Source organism: Nonomuraea sp. NPDC049504 (assembly GCF_040676845.1).
Classification (GTDB): Bacteria; Actinomycetota; Actinomycetes; order Streptosporangiales; family Streptosporangiaceae; genus Nonomuraea; species Nonomuraea salmonea.
Map to the genome: position 1 here is coordinate 300,918 of NZ_JBFAPT010000003.1, position 20,559 is coordinate 321,476.

At 73.1% G+C, this 20,559-nt stretch carries 14 protein-coding genes; 9 read left to right on the forward strand and 5 right to left on the reverse strand.

Annotated features, from left to right (window positions below; translation table 11 throughout):
* Positions 1-206: 206 nt before the first annotated feature.
* Positions 207-794, forward strand: coding sequence for a hypothetical protein (locus AB0K28_RS07855; protein WP_345401897.1), 588 nt, complete (start codon positions 207-209; stop codon positions 792-794).
* A 40-nt stretch (positions 795-834) separates the two neighbouring features.
* A complete protein-coding gene (locus AB0K28_RS07860) occupies positions 835-1,578 on the forward strand; it encodes a DUF427 domain-containing protein (protein ID WP_345401900.1) in 744 nt (247 codons plus the stop codon).
* A 3-nt stretch (positions 1,579-1,581) separates the two neighbouring features.
* Here the strand turns inward: AB0K28_RS07860 and AB0K28_RS07865 are convergent, their stop codons facing one another.
* Genes AB0K28_RS07865 through AB0K28_RS07875 form a run of 3 tightly spaced genes read right to left on the reverse strand, consistent with a single transcriptional unit; the run spans position 1,582 to position 5,772 of the window.
* On the reverse strand, positions 1,582-2,844 hold the full coding sequence (locus AB0K28_RS07865; RefSeq protein ID WP_364366449.1) for a M20/M25/M40 family metallo-hydrolase: 1,263 nt from the start codon (positions 2,842-2,844) through the stop codon (positions 1,582-1,584).
* Positions 2,841-4,697 carry a prolyl oligopeptidase family serine peptidase gene (locus tag AB0K28_RS07870; protein ID WP_364366452.1) on the reverse strand — a complete coding sequence of 619 codons (1,857 nt, stop codon included), beginning with the start codon at positions 4,695-4,697 and terminating at the stop codon, positions 2,841-2,843. The genes AB0K28_RS07865 and AB0K28_RS07870 overlap by 4 nt, the downstream gene beginning before the upstream one ends.
* A gap of 4 nt (positions 4,698-4,701) precedes the next feature.
* Positions 4,702-5,772 carry a C39 family peptidase gene (locus tag AB0K28_RS07875; RefSeq protein WP_364366981.1) on the reverse strand — a complete coding sequence of 357 codons (1,071 nt, stop codon included), beginning with the start codon at positions 5,770-5,772 and terminating at the stop codon, positions 4,702-4,704.
* 83 nt (positions 5,773-5,855) lie between these two features.
* Here AB0K28_RS07875 and AB0K28_RS07880 point away from each other — a divergent pair, with 83 nt between their 5' ends.
* Entirely contained in the window at positions 5,856-5,981 is a 126-nt protein-coding gene (locus AB0K28_RS07880; RefSeq protein WP_364366454.1) for a hypothetical protein, read from the forward strand.
* A gap of 404 nt (positions 5,982-6,385) precedes the next feature.
* Entirely contained in the window at positions 6,386-8,920 is a 2,535-nt protein-coding gene (locus tag AB0K28_RS07885) for a hypothetical protein (RefSeq protein ID WP_364366457.1), read from the forward strand.
* 45 nt (positions 8,921-8,965) lie between these two features.
* Here AB0K28_RS07885 and AB0K28_RS07890 read toward each other — a convergent pair whose 3' ends face one another.
* Entirely contained in the window at positions 8,966-10,075 is a 1,110-nt protein-coding gene (locus AB0K28_RS07890) for a DUF5925 domain-containing protein (protein ID WP_364366460.1), read from the reverse strand.
* 213 nt (positions 10,076-10,288) lie between these two features.
* On the opposite strand from AB0K28_RS07890, the gene AB0K28_RS07895 reads away from it, so the two are divergent.
* From AB0K28_RS07895 to scpA, 5 genes are all read left to right on the forward strand, one after another.
* Positions 10,289-12,163, forward strand: a complete 1,875-nt coding sequence (locus AB0K28_RS07895; protein ID WP_364366462.1) for a potassium transporter TrkA — start codon at positions 10,289-10,291, stop codon at positions 12,161-12,163.
* A 46-nt stretch (positions 12,164-12,209) separates the two neighbouring features.
* Entirely contained in the window at positions 12,210-13,148 is a 939-nt protein-coding gene (gene mtnA, locus AB0K28_RS07900; protein ID WP_364366465.1) for an S-methyl-5-thioribose-1-phosphate isomerase, read from the forward strand.
* Between the two features lie 77 nt (positions 13,149-13,225).
* Positions 13,226-13,999 (forward strand): N-acetylmuramoyl-L-alanine amidase, encoded by a 774-nt coding sequence (locus AB0K28_RS07905; protein ID WP_364366468.1) that lies wholly within the window; start codon positions 13,226-13,228, stop codon positions 13,997-13,999.
* A 45-nt stretch (positions 14,000-14,044) separates the two neighbouring features.
* Positions 14,045-15,784, forward strand: coding sequence for a methylmalonyl-CoA mutase family protein (locus AB0K28_RS07910; RefSeq protein ID WP_345401921.1), 1,740 nt, complete (start codon positions 14,045-14,047; stop codon positions 15,782-15,784).
* Positions 15,781-17,928 carry a methylmalonyl-CoA mutase gene (gene scpA, locus AB0K28_RS07915; protein ID WP_364366472.1) on the forward strand — a complete coding sequence of 716 codons (2,148 nt, stop codon included), beginning with the start codon at positions 15,781-15,783 and terminating at the stop codon, positions 17,926-17,928. Before AB0K28_RS07910 ends, scpA begins: the two co-directional genes overlap by 4 nt.
* A gap of 234 nt (positions 17,929-18,162) precedes the next feature.
* Here the strand turns inward: scpA and AB0K28_RS07920 are convergent, their stop codons facing one another.
* Positions 18,163-20,526: a serine/threonine-protein kinase gene (locus AB0K28_RS07920; RefSeq protein WP_364366475.1), complete on the reverse strand. Its 2,364-nt coding sequence runs from the start codon at positions 20,524-20,526 to the stop codon at positions 18,163-18,165.
* Positions 20,527-20,559: the final 33 nt, after the last annotated feature.

A 20,559-nucleotide genomic window follows, 5' to 3' on the forward strand; every position in this document is an offset into this window, starting at 1 on the left:
CCGCGCCTTGCTCAGGCAGATGGGTGAGTGAATCACCGACCTCCTGGTCGTCGCTTGGGGAGAGTTGTCACCTGAGCCCCTGCGGACAGCCTGACCTTCTGGTCTGTTGTTCGGGGCTTTTTGGCTCTTTGGGATCGGGGTGCCTTACCTGGGGTTTTGTGGCTGGTGGGGTGAGTGTGGGGCATGATCGCGTACTGTTTCGTGCCATGACGGCTGAGCTGGTGGCGAGGCGGGTGACGAACATCCTGGCACCTCAGGTGCTGGTCATCGTCATGCCGCCGGCCGTGGGGCTGCTCGCGCAGGGGTGGAGCGGCGCCGCCTGGGGGCTGGTGGCGTCGATGCTCTGCGGCGGGGTGCCGGCGGCGGTGATCGCGGTGGGCGTACGCAGGGGGTTGCTGGACTCGCACCACATCGTGGACCGGACGCGGCGCACCAAGCCGCTGCTGGCGGCCGTCGCGGCGGTGCTGGTGGCGCTGGCCCTGCTGGTCGTGCTGGGCGCCCCGACGCTGCTCGTGGCCACCGTGACGGCGATGCTGATCGCGCTGGCGGTAACCGTCCCGATCACGCTGCGCTGGAAGATCTCCTTCCACGCCGCCGTCTCGGCGGGCACGGTCGTGGTGCTCGCGCACGTGCTGCCCGCCTGGCCGGCCGCGCTCATCGGGGCGGCGGTGGTGGCGCTGGTGTGCTGGGCGCGGGTCAGGCTCTCCCACCACACCTGGCCCCAGGTCGCCGCAGGAGCGGTGACCGGCGCGCTGACGACGTGGGGCACGCTGGCCGCCTTCGGCCTCGGCTGACGACCGGAATAGGCGGGGCCGCGAGCGGGTTTGCGGGGATATGGATGCCAAGAACCGCGGCCGGGTGCGCGTCGAGCGTACGGCCAAGCGTGTCAGGACCTACCTAGGCGGCCGGGTGGTGGCCGACACCACCTCCGCCCTCCTGGTCTGGGAGGTGCCCTACTACCCGGCTTACTACTTCCCGCTCGCCGACGTGGACGAGTCCGCGCTCAAGCCGACGGGCGCGACCAAGCACTCGCCGAGCCGGGGCGACGCCGTGGTCTACACCGTCACCTCGGGGACGAAGGAGGCCGCCGACGCCGCGCTCGCCTACCCCGACTCGCCCCTGGAGGAGATCCGGGGACACGTGCGGTTCGAGTGGGACGCGATGGACGCCTGGTTCGAGGAGGACGAGGAGGTCTTCGTCCACCCGCGCGACCCGTACACGCGGGTGGACATCCTGAGCAGCTCGCGCCACGTCCGCATCGAGGTGGACGGCGTCACGGTGGCCGACTCGCACAGCCCGCGACTGCTGTTCGAGACCGGGCTGCCGACGCGTTACTACCTGCCGAAGACCGATGTACGGCTCGACCTGCTGGAGCCGACCGGCACCGTCACGCACTGCCCGTACAAGGGCACGGCCGAGTACTGGTCGGTCAACGGCAAGGAGGACCTCGCCTGGTCCTACCGCACGCCGCTGCCCGAGAGCGAGAAGGTCGCCGGGCTGGTCGCGTTCTACGACGAGAAGCTCGACGTCTACGTGGACGGCGTGCTGCAGGACCGGCCGAAGACCAAGTTCGCCTGACGCTCAGGTGAGCAGCCGGGTCAGCACGCGGGTGCCGAACTCCAGGCCCTCCACCGGCACCCGTTCGTCCTTGCCGTGGAACATGCCGAAGTAGTCGAGGTCGGGCCGGAGCATGAGCGGCGCGAAGCCGTAGCCCTCGATGCCGATGCGGGCGAACGACTTGGCGTCCGTGCCGCCCGCCATCACGTACGGCACCGGCCGCGCCCGCGGGTCCTCGGCCACCAGCGCCCCGGCCAGCTCGTCGAAGAACGGCGACGGGTAGGGGACGCCCGGCGCGTCCTCCAGGTTCACGAACTCGCGGGTGATCTTCGGACCGAGCAGCTCGTCGATCACGCCGAGGAACTCCTCCTGGAGGCCGGGCAGGTAGCGCCCGTCCACGTGTGCCTGGGCCGTGGAGGGCACGACGTTCACCTTGTAGCCGGCGTCCAGCATGGTCGGGTTCGCCGAATTGCGGATCTGGCCCTTGAACAGGTGGCCGAGCGCGCCCAGCCGGGCCGCCTCGGCGTCGAGGCGGTCGAGGTCCACGGGCTGGCCGGTGATCTCGCCGAGCTCCCTGATGAGCGCCGCGACCGGAGGCGTCAGGCGTACCGGCCACTCGTAGGACGCCACCCGCGACAGGGCGTGCGCCAGCGTGGCGACCGGGTTGTCCCTGGGCGGGCGTGAGCCGTGGCCCGCCACGCCGTGCGCGGTCAGCCGCATCCACGCGGTGCCGCGCTCGCCGACCGCGATCGGGTAGACCCGGTCGTCCCCCGAGGCGACGCTGAACCCGCCCGACTCGCTGATCGCCTCGCTCACCCCGTCGAACAGGTCACGGTGCTCGCCCACGGCGTGCCGCGAGCCGTAGTCGCCGGTCGCCTCCTCGTCGGCCAGGAACGCCAGCACCAGGTCACGCTTCGGCCGCTCGCCGCGCGCCGCCATGCCGAGCACGGTGGCCAGCGTCATCGCGCACGAGCCCTTCATGTCGACCGCGCCGCGGCCGTACACGCAGTCGTCCACGATCTCGCCGGAGAACGGGTGCATGCGCCACTCGGCCGGGTCGGCGGGCACCACGTCGAGGTGGCCGTGGATCAGCAGCGCGTCGGGCGAGTCGCCGTCGATCCTGGTGACGACCGTGGTCCGCTTCGGCGCCGACTCGAACACCACCGGCTCCATCCCGGCGTCGGCGAGCAGCGTGGCGACGTACTCGGCCGCCGGCCGCTCTCCCGAGCCCGGATTGGTGGTGTCGAATCTGATCAGGTCCGAGCAGATCTCGGCGACGCTCTTCACGCTCTCCCCTTCAGTGTCAGAGGCGGCACGTCGGGGGTCTCCATGCCGAAGATCAGCCCGTAGAAGGCCAGCTCGGCCTCCAATACCGCGACGATGGTCTCTTCCCTGCGCCAGCCGTGCTGCTCGCCGGGAAAGGTGAGCAAGGCCCACTCTTTGCCATGTTTGTCCAGTTCGGCGGTGAATCGCTCGGCCTGGCTCACGTCCACGATCGCGTCCTCCAGGCCGTGCAACATGAGGCAGGGGCCCGAGGCCCGGAAGGCGTTCAGGAGCGGGGAGCGTTCGGTGTAGCGCTGCCGCGTCTCGGGCAGCGGGCCCACCAGGCCGTCCAGATAGCGCGACTCGAAGTCGTGGGTCTCGGCGGCCCAGCTCTCCGGGTCGGTGATCGCGTAGTGCGCGACCCCGCCCGCGAACACGTCGCTGTGCACCAGCGCCGCCACCGTGGTCCAGCCGCCCGCGCTGCCGCCCCTGATGGCGATCCTGGCCGCGTCGGCGACCCCGCGCTCGACCAGCCCGCGCGCCACTATGGCGCAGTCCTGGACGTCCACGACGCCCCACTGGTGGCGCAGCCGCTCGCGGTAGGCGCGGCCGTAGCCGGTCGAGCCGCCGTAGTTGACCACCGCCACGCCGATGCCCCTGCTGGTGAAGTAGGCGATCTCCAGGTCCAGCAGGATCGGCATGTTGCCGGTGGGGCCGCCGTGCACGAAGATCACGTACGGGCCCGGACCCTGCGCGCCGGACGGCGGGTAGAGGTGGGCGTGCACGCCCTCGATCGTCACCGCCTCGGGGTCCGGCAGCAGCGCGCGGTCCGGCAGCGGCTTGGGCGCCGACACCACCTCGTGCCCGCCGTCGTCCAGGCCGACCAGCGTGACCTGCAGCGGCGTGTACGGCGTCCCCTTCACCGCCACGGCCTTGCCGCCCGCGACCGAGACCGTCCCCGACCAGTGGGTGGCCGTGCCGCCCAGGTCCCGCAGGTCGCCGGTCCGGGGGTCGAGCACGCCCAGGCGGCGGCGGTCGGCGGTGCCGTGCACGACGACCAGCCGGCCGTCGTCCGCGACCGCGAACGTGGCCAGGCCGGGCTTCCACGGCGCCACGCCGAACTCGGACTCCATCGGGGTCAGGTTGCGGGGCTCGCCGCCGCCGAGCGGGACGAGGTGCACGTTCCACCAGCCGGTCGGGTCGGTGACCGCGTACAGGCTCGTCGCGTCGCGCCACTCGGCCTGCGTGACCGACTCGCTCGGGCCGCCCGCCACCACCTCGTGCGGGCCCGCCGTGCCGTCGGCGGCCAGCGGGGCGACGCACAGCTCGGTGCCGTCCCAGGGCATGTTGGGGTGGTCCCAGCCGATCCAGGAGACCTTGCGGCCGTCGGGGGAGATGCGGGGGTTCATCACGAAGTCCTGGGCCTTGACGATGACCCGCGCGTCGCCGCCGTCCAGCGGCACCGCCACCAGGTCCCGCACGTCGTGGGTCTCCCTGACCGCCCACACCTCGTCGCGGCCCGGCGGCAGGTACAGGTCGCCGTAGCGCTCGGGGCCCTCCGGGGTGAGCGCCACGGGCTCGGCGCCGTCCAGGCGGTAGAGGCGCTGGTCGGCCCAGTTCGTGAAGACCAGGCCGCCGCCGGGCAGCGGGCGCCAGGAGCGGCCTCCGTACTCGACGACCCGGTTGCGGGCGTTCCAGCCCTCGGGAAGGGCGTCCACGCGGGTGCCGTCCGGCAGGCGGCGGACCACGCAGCGCCGGCCGCCCTCGTGCGGGCGGGGCTCGTCCCACCAGACCTCGACCCCGGCGGGCGTGGCCACCGCCTCCACCCACTGGGGACCGCCGTCGGTCCTCGCCACGTCGATCGGGCTAATGCTCATGAACTCACCAATTGCCGTTGGTACTAGGAGGAAGATGGACGTCTGGGGGGTGCAGCACGTACGCGATGCCGCCGCTGCCCGAACTCCGCAGCCACACGTGCTCGAACGCGGCCCGCGGGTAGACCCGCCTGACCTCGCCGTCCGTGGGGGCGGCGGGGTCGTTCACCACCACGTCGCCCTCGGCGGTGAAGCCGGTGACGACCAGGATGTGACCGTTCGTGCTGTAGCAGGAGCCGGGCAGCTCGTGCGCCTTGAACGACTGGGAGGTGATCACCGGGATGCCGGCTCTGACGAACGGCTCCAGCTCCGCCGCCGACCGCAGCCGCGTTACGAACCCGGACAAACCGTACCGGCCGGCGTAGGCGACGTTGAACGGCCAGTTGCCGGTGCCCTGGTAGCTCGCGTCGTACGTGCCCGCCGCCGCGTGGTCCACCGCCGGGGCCGGGTCGCCGCCGCCCACCCAGGCCAGCTCCTCGGGGGCCGGGCCGCGCCCCCAGAACGCCAGCACCATCGCCACCGAGGCCGGGCTGCACCAGTTGGCGCCGCCGCCGTCGTAGCGCGGGTGGTGGCCGGCGTGCGCGTGCTGGGAGTGACGGGGCACGTCCAGCTCCACCGCGCCGCCCGGGCCGGGAGCGCTGGGGGCGGGCGGGTGCGGCGGCAGGGCCGAGGCCATCACGCCCAGGCCCGTCACCACGGCGCCTTCGCCGTGCCTGGTCACCCGCACCTGGTAGGCGGTCACCGGCCGCCTGGCCACGAACGTGTCCACCGCCACGTCGCCGTCCTCGTCGCCCTGGCCGGGCACCGACGTCCGCGGGTCGCCGTGCTCGGACCAGCGGCCCATGACGTACCACTTGGTCCAGGTGTCCTCGGCTTCGGAACGGGCTCTCGCGCGTAACGCGATCTCGATCCACGAGCCGGGCGGGGTGCGGGCCGTCCACGACGGGATGATCTGGGTGGCCGCGAAGCCGATCGGGTGCTCCGCACCGGTCCACTCCTGCGCGCCTTCCTGTGCCGTCGGTACGGCGAAGCGGGTGAAGGCGACGCGGGCCAGATCGACGGTGAGCACCAGGCACATTGTGGTTTTGTGCCGCATGCCGCACATCGGATGGTTTACGTACCGGGGCGAATGTGTCGGTGATCAACCCTATGGTCTGGGGCATGACTTTCCCTTTCCAGGCACACTCGCACCCCGTGCCCTGCCCGCCGGCCGGCATGCCCGGCCGCACGCCCGCCGGTGACACGGCCTTACCCGGCGCCCGGGCCGCGGGGGAGGCGGCGCCGTGAACGTCGGGGAGGAGCCGCTCGCCACGTCATGGGACGCGGTGGCAGCCGCCGTCGCCACCGCCGACCCCGAGACGGCCGCCGACCTCCTCCACCGCCTCGACCCCCGCGCCCCGTGGCGGCCCGGCCCACGAGGCGCGCACAGCCCTTACACCCCCTCCGATCCCACGCCGCGAGCCTCCTTGGGGCACGGCCGTCACGCTCCTTCCGGGCATGGCCGGTATGACGGCCCGTTTGACGGCCCGTTTGACGGCGCGTATGACGGCCCGTTTGACGGCGCGCAGGTCCCATGGGATCGCGGCTCGCACGTCGCCCACCAGGCCGCCGTCACGAGCCGTTCACAAAGGTACGGGCGCTTCGCCGGAGAAGTACGGAGTCGCGGCCGGGCGGAGGAGCCGGGTGACGCCGTGCTGCTCTGGTTGCTCGGGCCAGGGCTGGCCGGGCGGACGGCGGAGTGGCGGGCCGAGTTCGCCACCCTGGCCGCGCTCAAGCTCGCTCCAGGGCCGCGCCGGCGCGGCGGTCCTGGGCAGGGGGTCCGTACGGTGCTGGCCCTGCTGCGCCACACCGGGGTGACCCCGCCCGAGCACGACCCGCTCGTCGTCGCGTGGGCCGCCTGCACGCCCGACGCCGCGGGGCTGCGCGCCGACCCGCTGCTCGACCACCTCGTGCCCCGGATGTTCGACGCCGAGGGGGTCGGGGCGCTGCTGCGCGACGAACGCGCCGACCCGCCCAGGCCCCGGTCGTGGCTGGCCGCGCTGCACGAGCTGGCGGGCGACGGGCGGATCGGGCGCGACCTGCTGCTCGACGGGTGCCTGCGGCGGTTCCTGCGTGGCGGGCAGCCCGCCGACCTGCGCTTCTTCGTACGCCTCCATGAGCTGCTCCAGCCCACGGACGACGAGGTGAGCCGGCGTCGCCGCGCCTACCTGGGGTTGCTGCCTGCCGCGCCCGGCGCGGTGGCCGAGCCGGTGCTCAGGCACGTACGGCGGCTCGGCGACCTGGAGGCCGGCGACGTGACCGAGGCGGTGCGGGCCTTGCTGCTCAGGCCCGAACGCAAGCTGCAGACGGCCGGCGTCACCTGGCTCGACGAGGCCGCCGCCGGTGACCCCGCCGCCGGGCTCGACGCGCTGGCGCCCGCGCTGGGCTGCGCGTTCGGCTCGGAGTCCACCGACGTGCAGGGGCGGGCCGTGCGGGTGGCGGTCAAGCACGCCAAGCGGTTCACCGCCGAGGGGGCTCGGGCGATCAGGGAGGCGATGGCGGTGCTGCCGCAGGAGCTGGCCGAGACGCTGGCGGCCGTCTTCGGCCCGGACGCGGCGGACGGGCCCGGCGATCTCGACGGCTTCACCCCGGTGTCCTTGCCCGCACCCGTCGAGGCCGGCGCGTTCCCCGCGCCGGTGCGGGCGGCGTACGAGCTGGGTCCGTGCCCGCGGGACGACTGGCAGGGTGCGGAACGCTGGCTCGCGGGCGTGGTCCACCTGTACGGACACGCCCGCGAGGCCCTCACCACCCGCCTCACGGAACACCGGCCTCCGCCCCCGGGCCCCTGGCTGGACATCGGCCACTGGGCTCAGGCGATCGCCCGCCTCGTGACCGGGACCGTCGTCCCGTCGGCCGCGGATGGCTCGTCACCGGTCGGGGACGAGCGGCTGCCGGGGCTCGGGGACGTGCCAGGGCCGCACCTGTTCCTGCTGCGACGCTGGGCCGAGGTCCACGACGCGCTCGCCGCGGGCACACTGCCGCCCTACCTGCTCGCCGAACCCACCGAGGGCTCCGGACTCCTGGACCCCGAGATGCTGGTGGAACGCCTGTCCGGCTACGAGCGGGCAGGCGTCGAGGCCCTGCCCGCCGACCTGCAACAGGCCCTGTTGCGGCTGCCCCGCGACATCCCGCCGCACGCGGCGGCCCAGGCGGCCCGGCTCACCTCGGAGGCGGGCCGCGTCGCCGCCCGCTGGATGAACGGCGAGCGGCCGGAACCGATCGCCGAGCTGATCTGGTCATGCCGGGTGCTCGGCGGCCCGGACACCGCCACACCAGTGCCTGGCACGAACGTCCTCCCGCCCGCCCCGCCGGCGCCCGGCGTGCACGTCCTCCCGCCCGGCAGCCCGGTCGGCGGGGATGCGGGCCACTCCGGCGGTGGCGGCTTTCCAGCCGGCGATGGTGGTGAGCGAAGCGGTGAGGCGGCTGCCGGCGAGTCCGGCCCTTGGCAGGAGGGCTGGGCTTGTTGTGCGGCTGACGCGGGGCCGGTGCTGGACCGGGCGCACGAGCTGAGCGCGCGGCTGCGGCCGGCCGGGCCCACTGGGCTGGAGTTCGTGGACGGGCTGTTCAGCGGGTCCGTGGCGCATCGGTTGCGCGATCACGGCGGGTATCTGGGGTGGTGGCCCCATCTGATGCCGTCCGACCGTGAGGCGGTGGCGGCCCACTGCGTGCCGCATCTCATGGAGCGGTGGCGGCGGGTGCGCATGGAGACGGCGCAGGCGCAGGCCCTGGCGGCGGCGGGTGGGCCGCCCGGGGAGGCGCTCGCGCTCGTGGTGGCGTACCTGGTCGCGGATCGGGCACGCGGGACGGCGGAGGAGCGGGCGCGGCCGGTCGTGGAGCTGGCCGCGCGCGGCGAGCTGGACGCCGAGCGCGTGGGACGGCGGCTCGCGCTGCTGATCCAGCGTACGGAGCTCAAGCCCGGCCCGGCGTTCGAGACCTTGGAGGCGGCGGCCGCGTTCGGCGCGCAGCGGGAGGTGTGGCGGATCGTGACCGCGTTCCTGCCGGGCTTCCTGCCCGCGCCGGGCGAGCGGTCGCACACCCGGCACACGCAGGGCCTCGTGTTCGCGTTACGGGCGGCCCGATGGGCGGGCGCGCGCGGCGCGGTGCCGTGCGTGGCCGAGATCGCCCAGCGCAAGGCCTCGAACAACTTCGTCCGTGAGGCCCGCCGCCTGCACACCTACCTCACCTGAAGGGCGATCCGGGGGCGTCTGTCAAGGCGCCCCCGGGGCCCGACGTCAGAGGTAGAGGCCGGTCGACTCGTCGCCCGGGGTCGGGGTGATCTCGCGGCCGGAGCGGAGCGCGTAGAGCTGGGCCAGGGTGGCGCCGGACGGGCCGACGCCCTCCTGCGTGCCCAGCCACGCCACCGCCTCCTCCTTGCTCAGCGGCCCCACCTCGAGCTGCGCCAGGCAGCGGCCGGGGCGGACGACGGCGGGGTGGAGACGGGTGAGGTCTTCGTTGGTGGTGATGGCGACGAGCACGTCGCGGCCCTGCCCGAGCAGCCCGTCGGTGAGGTTGAGCAGCCGGGACAGCCCCTGACCCGCCTGGGCCTTGGCGCCGGAGCTGATCAGCTCGTCGCAGTCCTCCAGCACGAGCAGCCGCCAGCGCTGGGACTCCTCGTCGGTGTCGTAGCCGACGGCGACCTCCATGAGGTAGCCGGGCTCGTTGAACAGCCGCTCGGGGTCGAGCACGCAGTCGACCTGGCACCAGTCGCGCCACTGCTTGGCGAGCGTGCGCAGCAGCGTGGTCTTGCCGGTGCCGGGCTGGCCGTGCAGCAGGATGAGTCGGCCGTTGACGTCTTCCGGGGTGACCGCCATGAGCCGGTCGAGCGCCGGGCGGACCTTCGCCGAGTAGTTGGTGCCGATCTCGTCCCAGGGCTGCGCGGTGATCGGCTTCTCCGAGCGGGTGCCGCCGTGCATGCCGCGCCACCAGAAGCCCATCTCCACGTGGTCGACGTCGGGGACGGCCTCTTCCGCGCCTTCGATGCTCTCCGCGAGCACGCTCTTGGCCAGGTCTTCGTCGACCGCGGTGACGCTGACCGTCGCCGTGCGGTTGCGGTGGCGTACGACGCGCAGGGTCCAGCCGTCACCGCAGATCAGCCGAGACTCGGAGCCGTCCTCGACCCGGGCGGTGCGCAGCACCCGGCCGCCGGCGGGGGCGAGCGGGGCGTCAGGGCGTACGCGCTCCAGGTTGGCCAGGCGGGACCACGGCTGCACGCCCGTCGCGAAGGGCGACAGTGCCAGAGCGTCGATCACGTCGATGGCGGAGTCGGCGTCGTCGATCCAGATGTTCATCGGGAGCTCAGAGGAGTCCGGGCTGGGGAACGGCACCTCCCTAATCACAGACATACCGTTGATGATCTCCGTCTCAGGGGCCGGATGTCGAAGAGTTTTCTGGCTGGGGACAGTGGTTCTCCTTGAGCGTACCTGGCCGGGTGGTGACGAGGGGGCCGGGCGCGCCAAGCCCGGTGGCGCCGGGGAAACTGTGACCGCTTCGCCATGCGAGAGGGGTGTATGCCCGGTACCTTGTGACGTCGGGTTAATCAGTCCTTAAGCGGAGGTATGGGGGAAGTGTCGAAAGTCACGTTCCGCGAACGGGCTCGGTACTGGTTCGACAACACCATGTCGAAGGGCACGGCGTCGCTCATCGGGTGGCTGGCCATCGTGTCGGTCGCGCTGATGGCGGTCGTGACGGGACTGACGCTGTGGCTGGCGCCCAACGAGCCCGAGGGTGTCGACCACGCCGGCGAGCTGCTGTGGATCTCCCTCATGCACGCCCTGAGCCCGGGCAAGGTCGCCAGCGACGAGGGGTCCATCACGTACGTCGCGATCATGTTCGCGATGTCGCTCGGCGGCTTGTTCATCGTCAGCATGCTGGTCGGTCTGCTGTCCAACGGCCTCAAGCAGAAGGTGGACCGGCTGCGCAGGGGGCGCTCGCGGATCGTGGAGCGCGGGCACACGGTCATCCTCGGCTGGTCGGACCAGGTGTTCACGATCATCTCCGAGCTGGTCAAGGCGCAGGCCAGCCAGAAGCACTCCGTCATCGCGATCATGGCGGAACGTGACAAACTCGAGATGGAGGAGGAGATCCGCGAGCGGCTGGGCGACCTCGGCGGCACCCGTGTGGTGTGCCGTACGGGACGGCCGACCGAGCCGCGCGACCTCGCGCTGATGAACCTCTCGACCGCCCGCTCCGTCGTCGTGCTGTCGCCCGCTCGCGACGACCCCGACGCCCACGTCATCAAGATCCTGCTCGCGCTGGCCAAGCGCGAGGGCGTGCGCCCGCCGGTGGTGGCCGCCCTCACCTCCAGCCGCAACCTCGCCGCCGCCCGCCTGGCCGGCGGCGAGGACGTGCACCTGGTCGACTCCGACGACACCGCCTCGCGGCTGATCGTGCAGTCCTCCCGCCAGTCCGGCATGTCCGTGGTCTGCATGGACCTGCTGAACTTCGACGGTGGCGAGATCTACCTGCGCACCCCGAAGAAGCTGCTCGGCGTCACGTACGGGGACGCGCTGCACGGGTACGAGACCGCGTCCGTGATCGGCCTGCGCCGCCCGTCGGGCATCGTGCTGAACCCGCCGCTCGACACCGTCATCGACGACGGCGACCAGGTCATCATCATCGCCGACGACGACTCGCACGTCCGCCTCGCGGCCGGCCGGCCCGCGCTGGAGGAGGCGGCGATCGTCACGGCGGAGAAGGCGCCCACCCAGCCGGAGCGCACGCTGCTGCTCAACTGGAACGGCCGCGCCGAGCAGATCATCCGCTACCTCGACGGCTACGTCGCCGCGGGCTCGGTGCTGGAGGTCGCCACCGACCACCCCTCGGCCGGGACGAACCTCACCGGCCTGCGCAACCTCACCGTCAACGTCAAGGACTGCGACACCACCGACAGGTTCGCCCTGGAGTCGCTCGGCGTCGGCCTGTTCCAGCACGTCATCGTGCTGTCCGACGACCGCTTCGACCCGCACCACGCCGACACCCGCACGCTCATGACGCTGCTGCAGCTGCGCGACATGCAGAAGACGCTGGGCGAGCACTACTCGATCGTCAGCGAGATGCACGACGAGAACAACCGCGCGCTCGCCGAGGTCACCGAGGCCGACGACATCGTGATCAGCGACACCGTCATCGGCCTGCTGCTGGCCCAGCTCGCCGAGAACCGGCACCTCGCGGACGTCTTCGGCTACCTCTTCGACTCGCGCGGCTCGGAGATCTACCCCCGTCCGGCCTCCGACTACGTCAAGACGGGCGTGGAGGTGTCGTTCTCCACCGTCGTGGAGTCGGCGCGGCTCAGGGGAGAGACGGCCATCGGCTACCGCGACAACCTGGGCAGGAACGATCCGCCGCACTACGGCATCGTCCTGAACCCGGACAAGACGCGGCCGATCGTGCTCGGCACGAGCGACTCGGTCATCGTCCTCGCCGAACGTTGATGAGCCGGGGGCTGATGGCTGGTGGGAGATGGGTTAGCGTTCTGTCGTGAGGACCATCGACTGGGTCGGCGACGCCGTCGAGATCATCGACCAGACCCTGCTGCCCGACAAGTGCGTGATGCTGCGCATCCACACGGTCGCCGAGCTCATCGACGCCATCAGGCGGCTGGCGGTGCGCGGCGCGCCCGCGCTCGGCGTGGCGGGGGCGCTCGGCGTCGTGCTGGCCGACGGCGACCCCGACCAGATCGCCGCGCTGCGCGCCGCCAGGCCGACCGCCGTCAACCTCGCCTGGGGCGTCGACCAGGCCGCCGCCCACCTCGACGAGGGCCGTGCGGCGGTGCTGGCCGCCGCCCTGCGCGTACGCGACGACGACCTCGCCGCGAGCCGGTCCATGGGCGCGCGCGGCGCCGCCCTGCTCGAAGGCGACCGGCTGCGCATCATGACCGTGTGCAACACCGGCGGGCTGGCCGCCGTCGAGCGCGGCACCGCGCTCAGTGTCGTCCAGACGCTGCACGAGCGCGGCCGGCTGGCCGAGGTGCTGGTGCTGGAGACGAGGCCGCTGCTGCAGGGTGCCAGGCTCACGACGTGGGAGCTCGGCAGGATGGGCGCGCCGCACCGGCTCATCGCCGACTCCGCGGGCCCCTACCTGCTGGCGCGGGCCGACGTCGACGCGGTGCTCATCGGCGCCGACCGCATCGCCGCCAACGGCGACACGGCCAACAAGATCGGCTCGTACGCGCTCGCGCTCGGGGCGGAACGCGCCGGGGTGCCGTTCATCGTGGTCGCGCCGGAGTCCACGATCGACGAGGACACCCCGTCGGGCGACAAGATCGAGATCGAGGACCGCGGCGCCGACGAGATCGTCTCCGTACGCGGCGTGCGCATCGCCCCCGAAGGCACCCAGGCGCTCAACCCGGCCTTCGACGTGACGCCCCACGACCTCATCACCGCCATCGTGACCGACCGGCGGGTGATCAGACCGTAACCGAAATCGCCGATCCCGGGACCGTTCCGCGTCCTCCGGGTTACGCTCAGTCGTCACGACAGCGACTCTCGGAGCTCATGGTGGCCATCGACCTGGTGTTACGGCGCGACTGGAACGCCCGCGCCCCGCGCGGCGACTACACACAGCTCGACTCCACCAAAGGAGTCAAGGTTCACTACACCGGCGGCAGGGTCGATGAGGCGATCGTCGGCGACCACGGGCGCTGCGCGGCGCTGGTGCGCTCGATCCAGGCCCACCACATGGACGGCAACGGCTGGATCGACATCGGCTACAGCTACGTCGCCTGCCCGCACCGCAAGGTGTTCGAGGGCAGGGGCCTGCACCACCTGCCCGCCGCCAACGGCCCGGGCCTGAACGCCGGCCACTACGCCGTGCTCGGCCTGGTCGGCAACTCGGGCCTGGTCAGACCGCCCGACGGCATCCTGCACGCCGTCGTCGACGCCATCGAGTTCGTCAGGAAGAACGGCAGCGCGGGCAAGGAGATCAAGGGTCACCGCGACGGCTACGCCACCGACTGCCCCGGCGAGCCCCTCTACGCCTGGGTCAGACGCGGCGCGCCGCGCCCGGCGGGTGGCGGCGACGACGGCGGGGGAGGCGGGCCGACCGCACCGCCGTTCCCCGGGAGGCTGCTCAGCTACCCGCCCGTCACGCGGGGCCAGGACGTCCGCACCTGGCAGACGCAGATGCGGCGGCGCGGCTGGGAGCTCGCGGTGGACGGCGCGTACGGGCCGGAGTCGCGCGAGGTGTGCCGGAGCTTCCAGCGTCAGCAGAACGTCAGCGACGACGGCATCGTGGGCCCGATCACCTGGCGTCTGACTTGGGAGGCTTAGGCCCGGGGTTACTGGGTTCGGGTGGTTCCGCCTACTATCCGAACCATGGAACTGGCAGCGGGGTTCGCGCCCACCTCACGGGACGACTGGCGGGCGCTGGCGGCGGAGGTGCTGCGCAAGTCGGGAGCCGAGACGTCCGCGCCTGAGGAGGCGCTGTCCAGGACGACGTACGACGGGCTCACGATCGCCCCGCTCTACGACGCCGATGACCTGCCCGGCGACCCCGGCTCCCCGGGCGCCGCCCCCTACGTGCGCGGCGCGCGGGTCACCGGCGGCTGGGACGTACGCCAGCGGCACGCCGTCGCCGACCCCGAGGCCGTGCTCGCCGATCTGGAGAACGGCGTCACCTCGCTCTGGCTGGTCGTCGGCGACGACGCCATCCCGGTGGGCGCGCTCGGCAGGGTGCTGGAGAACGTCTACCTCGACCTCGCGCCCGTCGTCCTGGAAGCGGGGGAGCAGACCCCCGAGGCCGCCGAGGCCCTGCTCGCGCTGGCCGCGGAACGCGGCGTCGAGCCGTCGGGCAACCTCGGCGCGTCGGCGGCGTACGGCACCGGCGGGGCCGAGCTGGCGCTGCGCTGCGCCGAGCGGCATCCGGGGCTGCGGGCCGTCACCGTGGACGCCACGCCGTACCACGACGCGGGCGGCAGCGACGCCGAGGAACTGGCCTGCTCGATCGCGGCCGGCGTCGCCGAGCTGCGCGCGCTCACCGAGGCCGGGCTGAGCGCCGGGCAGGCGCTCGGGCAGCTCGAGTTCCGGTACGCCGCCACCGCCGACCAGTTCGCCACCATCGCCAAGCTGCGCGCCGCGCGCCGCCTGTGGGCCAGAGTCGCCGAGGTCTGCGGCGCCCCGGACGCGGGCGGGCAGCGGCAGCACGCCGTCACCGGCTCCGCGATGATGACCGCCCGCGACCCGTGGGTCAACATGCTGCGCACCACCCTGGCCTGCTTCGGCGCCGGGGTCGGCGGAGCGGCGGCGGTGACCGTGCAGCCGTTCGACGCCTGCCTCGGGCTGCCCGACGACTTCTCCCGCCGCATCGCCCGCAACACCCAGTCGCTGCTGCTGGAGGAGTCGGGGCTGGGGCGCGTCATCGACCCGGCCGGCGGCTCCTGGTACGTCGAGCGCCGCACCGCCGACCTCGCCTCCGCCGCCTGGGCCTTCTTCCAGGAGATCGAGGCGGCCGGCGGCATCCTGGCGGCGGGGCCGCTGATCGCCGCCCGCATCGCCGCCACCCGCGCTCGCCGCGACGACGACATCGCGCACCGCCGCTTCCCCATCACCGGGGTGAGCGAGTTCCCCGACCCTGCCGAGAAACCGCTCCGGCGGGCTCCCGACCGCACGGACGAGCGGGCGGAGCCGCCCAGGATCCGGTACGCCGAGCCGTACGAGCGGCTGCGCGACCTGGCCGACGCGCAGCCCGAGCGGCCCAAGGTGTTCCTGGCCACGATCGGCCCCCTGGCCGCGCACAGCGCGCGGGCCACGTTCGCCGCGAACCTCTTCCAGTCCGGCGGGCTGGCGGTCGAGACGGCCGGGCCGGGCACCGACCCCGGGCGGATCGCCGCCGCGTTCGCCGCCAGCGGCACCACCGTGGCCTGCCTGTGCTCCACCGACCAGCTCTACGAGCAGCACGCCGCCTCCGTCGCCGCCGCCCTGCGCGAGGCCGGTGCGAAGAAGGTGTGGCTGGCGGGGAAGGGACGTCATGAGGGGATCGACGCGAACCTCTACGCCGGGTGCGACGTGCCCGCCGTGCTCCGCGAGACGTTCGACGACCTGGAGGTGACCCGATGATCCCGGACTTCTCCGGCATCCCGCTCGAACCCCTGCCCGCGGACGGGCCGGCGGGCCCGCAGCCGGAGGGCGAGGTGTGGGAGACGCCCGAGGGCATCGCGGTCAAGCCCCTCTACACCGCCGCCGACCTGGACGGGCTGGACTTCCTGCGGACGTATCCCGGCGCGCCGCCCTACCTGCGCGGCCCTTACCCCACCATGTACGTCAACCAGCCCTGGACGATCCGCCAGTACGCCGGCTTCTCCACCGCCGAGGACTCCAACGCCTTCTACCGGCGCAACCTGGCGGCCGGGCAGAAGGGCCTGTCGGTGGCGTTCGACCTGGCCACGCACCGGGGCTACGACTCCGACCACCCGCGCGTCGCGGGCGACGTCGGCATGGCGGGGGTGGCGATCGACTCGATCTACGACATGCGGCAGCTGTTCGAGGGCATCCCGCTCGACCGCATGTCGGTGTCCATGACGATGAACGGCGCGGTGCTGCCCGTCCTGGCCCTCTACATCGTGGCGGCGGAGGAGCAGGGCGTCGCGCCCGAGCAGCTCGCGGGGACCATTCAGAACGACATCCTCAAGGAGTTCATGGTCCGCAACACCTACATTTATCCGCCAGCTCCGTCAATGCGCATTATTTCGGATATTTTCGCTTATACGAGTGAGAAGATGCCGAAATTCAACTCCATCAGCATTTCTGGCTATCACATCCAGGAGGCCGGAGCCACGCTGGATCTGGAGCTGGCATACACGCTCGCCGACGGCGTCGAATATCTGCGCGCCGGCACCGCCACAGGGCTCGGCATCGACCGGTTCGCGCCCCGGCTGTCGTTCTTCTGGTGCATCGGCATGAACTTCTTCATGGAGGTCGCCAAGCTGCGCGCCGCCCGGCTGCTGTGGGCCAAGCTCGTGTCCGGGTTCGGCGCGAAGAACCCCAAGTCGCTCAGCCTGCGTACGCACAGCCAGACCTCCGGCTGGTCGCTCACCGCACAGGACGTCTTCAACAACGTCGCCCGCACCTGCGTCGAGGCCATGGCCGCCACCCAGGGCCACACCCAGTCGCTGCACACCAACGCGCTCGACGAGGCGCTCGCCCTGCCCAGCGACTTCTCCGCGCGCATCGCCCGCAACACCCAGCTGCTGCTGCAGCAGGAGTCCGGCACCACGCACGTCATCGACCCCTGGGGCGGCTCCTACTACGTCGAACGCCTCACCCACGACCTCGCCGCCCGCGCCTGGGACCACATCCAGGAGGTCGAGTCGGCCGGCGGCATGGCCAAGGCCATCGAGGCGGGGCTGCCCAAGCTGCGCATCGAGGAGGCCGCCGCGCGTACGCAGGCCCGCATCGACTCCGGCAGGCAGCCGGTGATCGGGGTCAACAAGTACCGGGCCGAGGGTGACCGCGACATCGAGGTGCTCAAGGTCGACAACAGCGCCGTACGGGCCAGCCAGCTCGACAAGCTGGCCCGGCTGCGGGCCGAGCGCGACCCCGACGCCGTACGCCGCGCGCTCGACGCCCTCACCAAGGCCGCCTCGCACCCCGCGCCCGGCCTGGAGCACAACCTGCTCAAGCTGTCCGTGGACGCCGCCCGCGCCAAGGCCACCGTGGGGGAGATCTCCGAGGCCCTGGAGAAGGTCTTCGGCCGGCACGCCGAGCAGGTGCGTACGATCACTGGCGTGTACCGCGACGAGTCAGGCCAGGCCGCCAACATCGAGCGGGCCCGGCGCGCCTGCGACGCCTTCGCCGCGACGGAGGGGCGCAGGCCGCGCATCCTGGTGGCCAAGATGGGGCAGGACGGCCACGACCGGGGCCAGAAGGTGATCGCCACCGCCTTCGCCGACCTGGGGTTCGACGTCGACGTCGGCCCGCTGTTCCAGACGCCCGAGGAGGTCGCTCGCCAGGCCGTGGAGGCCGACGTGCACATCGTCGGCGTCTCGACGCTGGCCGGCGGGCACCTCACGCTCGTCCCCGCGCTGCGCGACGCCCTCGCCGCCCTCGACGCCGCCGACATCATGATCGTCGTCGGCGGCGTCATCCCACCCGGCGATCAGGACGAACTCCGCGCCGCCGGCGCCGCCGCCATCTTCCCCCCGGGCACGGTGATCGCCGACGCCGCCCTCGACCTGCTCGAACAACTCAGCAAACGCCACTAGGCCCCGGCCGGACCCGAGCAAGCCGACGGATCCGCTCACCCCGCGTGTCTCAGGAGGCGTGCGGGGCTGGGGGCGCGGAAGGCGAGGGCCCGGGGGCCCGCAGGGGTGCTGCGGGGCCTCGGCCGTCACGGAGGTGTGCGGGACCGGGTGGCGCGGAAGGTGAGGGCCCGGGGGCCCGCAGGGGGTGCAGGGCCTGGGCCGCTCGGGAGGTGTGTGCCGGGTTGGTCGGGAGGGTCAGTAGGTGCCCTGTTCGCACATGGGGACCGAGACCGTGCGTTCGACGGTGACCGGGGTGGTGATGCGCAGGGTGACGCGGTGGACGCCGCCGGTGCTGCGCAGGGTGCGGGGTGCGGCGAGGTAGCGCTCGCCGTTCGCCGAGATCACCGCCGAGGAGCGGGCGATCGACGTGCCGTCCACGAGCCAGGCATAGGTGAAGGTCGTCGCGGTGCCGCTACGCCGTACCAGGGCCTGGAGCGTCACCTGGCCGCCCGACCAGCAGTCGCCGCTCCTCGTGCCGCCGGGGCGCACGTAGACGAGGCGGAGCCGGTTCGCGCCCGAGGTGGTGCTGGTCGTGCGGTCGTCGGCCGGGACGGTGGTCGCGGTGCCGTCCGACTGCGGGGTGGGGCGCCGGCTCCTGGCCTGATCGGAGGACGAGTCGGCCGGTGCGGTGGCCGGTGCGGTGGCCGGTGCGGTGGCCGATGGTGTGGCCGCCGGTGCGGTGGGGGTGCCGCTGCTCGCGGGCACCTCTCCCGTCTTGGGGGTCGGCTCCGTCGGGGTGAGCCAGACGATCGCGCCGGCCAGCGCGCACACGGACACGCCGGAGACGCCCGCGACGGCCACGGTCTTGACCCGCCGCCGCCGCGACGGCTTGCCCGCCTTACCCGCGCCCTTCCCGCTCTCCTGCCCGCCGGCCGCAGCCTGCCCACCGCCCTCGGCGCCGCCGATCCCGCCGTCACCACCGCTGCTGCCGAATCCACCGGCGCCGCCGAATCCACCGGCGATGGCACCGAAGCCATCCGCCGCAGCGCCGTGCCCATCCGCCGCAGCGCCGTGCCCGGCCTCCGCAGCGCCGCGCCCGCTGGCCGAACCGCCGTGCCCGGCCTCCGCGGCGCCGAGTCCCGCCGCCCGGTCCTCGAACCCGGAGCGTGCGCCTGCGACGCCGGACCCGAACCCGCTCGCTCCCGTCCCGCCGGGTCCGCCCGCCGAGGTGTGGCCGTCGGCCGTGCGCGAGGCGGGCGGTGCGTCGAAGGCGACGGGGGCGCCCAGCGCCATGCCCGCTCCGGGCCGTTCCCGCTCGCCGGAAGACGGCTCCACCGTGGACGACATGTCGAACAGCGCCTGCAGCGACGCGGCGGTCTGCCCGTTCTGCCCGCTGACGTCGTGCTCGCCCTGCCCGGGCCGCTGGTGTTCGTCGCGCCCGCGCACGTCACCCCATACGTCACTGTGAGCGTCGTGCGGACGAGCCCGCCCGCGCGGGTCGTGCGGATGCGCCCCGCCGTGCGCGTCGCGGGGGTGACCGTCGCCGTGGGGATCGTGCGGCCGGGCGCCGGGACGCACGTCGTAGTCGTGGAGGTGCGCGTCGTATGAGGGTCTGCCGTCGTGCGAGTGTCCTGCGGCGACACCAGGGGCCTCGCTGCCGTGCGCCGCGCCGGTGCGGGCGTGGGGGTCCCCGGAGGCGGGGTCTTGGGTGGGGCCGAAGTCGCGGGTCGTCGCCTCGGCGGGGCGGCGGCGGGGCATCGGGGGCACGCCCTGCCTGTCCGGCGTGTCGTAGGCGTCGGGGGCCGCGTGCGGGGCCAGGGTGCGCCGCGAGGGCGCCGTCAGCTCCAGCAGCACGTCACGCATCGACGGCCGCGCCCCGGGGTCCTTGACCAGGCAGGCGGCGACGATGTCGCGCAGCGGCCGGCCCAGCTCGCCGAGCTGCGGCTCCTCCCGCAGGATGCGGTTGATCACGGCGGGCAGCGCGTCGTCGCCGAACGGCGGCACGCCGGTGGCCGCGAACACCAGGACGGACGCCCACGAGAACACGTCGGCCGCCGCCCCCACGGGCCGCCCGGCGAGCTGCTCGGGCGCCATGTACGCGGGCGTCCCCACGATGTTGCTGGTGGCCTTCATGCCCGAGCCGAGCGCCGCGGCGATGCCGAAGTCCACGACCTTGGCCCCGTCGGGGCCGAGCAGCACGTTGGACGGCGTGAGGTCGCCGTGCACGACGCCGGCCTGGTGGATGGCGTCGAGCGCGGTCGCGGTGGCGACGGCGAGCCGCTGCAGCTCCGCGCCGCCGCGCCGGCCGGCCTGCTGCAGCGAGGGCCCGTCCACGTACTCGGCCACGATGTACGCCCTGCCGCTGGTCGAGGCGTCGAGCACCCGCGCGAGGCAGAACGGCTCGACCGTGCGCGCGGCGGCGATGGCCGCGGCCAGGCGGTCGTCCACGCGGTCGTCCACGGTGAGCCCCTCGCGCAGCACCTTGACGGCGACCGGGGTTCCGTTGCGTGCCTGACCGAGGTAGACGACACCGTGGCCGCCCGCGCCGAGGCGCCCGACCAGCCGGTAGGGTCCCACCGCTGCCGGGTCGCCCTCGCGGAGGGGTTCGACATTGGGCATGAGGGGAGTGACTCCTGTGACGGCTGAGATCAG

Coding starts and splice junctions, on each gene's coding strand:
- AB0K28_RS07860 (WP_345401900.1), top strand. CDS start 835: ATGGATGCCAAGAACCGCGGCCGGGTGCGCGTCGAGCGTACGGCCAAG.
- AB0K28_RS07905 (WP_364366468.1), top strand. CDS start 13,226: ATGGTGGCCATCGACCTGGTGTTACGGCGCGACTGGAACGCCCGCGCC.
- AB0K28_RS07880 (WP_364366454.1), top strand. CDS start 5,856: ATGACTTTCCCTTTCCAGGCACACTCGCACCCCGTGCCCTGCCCGCCG.
- AB0K28_RS07855 (WP_345401897.1), top strand. CDS start 207: ATGACGGCTGAGCTGGTGGCGAGGCGGGTGACGAACATCCTGGCACCT.
- AB0K28_RS07895 (WP_364366462.1), top strand. CDS start 10,289: ATGGGGGAAGTGTCGAAAGTCACGTTCCGCGAACGGGCTCGGTACTGG.
- AB0K28_RS07910 (WP_345401921.1), top strand. CDS start 14,045: ATGGAACTGGCAGCGGGGTTCGCGCCCACCTCACGGGACGACTGGCGG.
- AB0K28_RS07870 (WP_364366452.1), bottom strand. CDS start 4,697: ATGAGCATTAGCCCGATCGACGTGGCGAGGACCGACGGCGGTCCCCAG.
- AB0K28_RS07890 (WP_364366460.1), bottom strand. CDS start 10,075: ATGTCTGTGATTAGGGAGGTGCCGTTCCCCAGCCCGGACTCCTCTGAG.
- scpA (WP_364366472.1), top strand. CDS start 15,781: ATGATCCCGGACTTCTCCGGCATCCCGCTCGAACCCCTGCCCGCGGAC.
- AB0K28_RS07920 (WP_364366475.1), bottom strand. CDS start 20,526: ATGCCCAATGTCGAACCCCTCCGCGAGGGCGACCCGGCAGCGGTGGGA.
- AB0K28_RS07875 (WP_364366981.1), bottom strand. CDS start 5,772: ATGTGCCTGGTGCTCACCGTCGATCTGGCCCGCGTCGCCTTCACCCGC.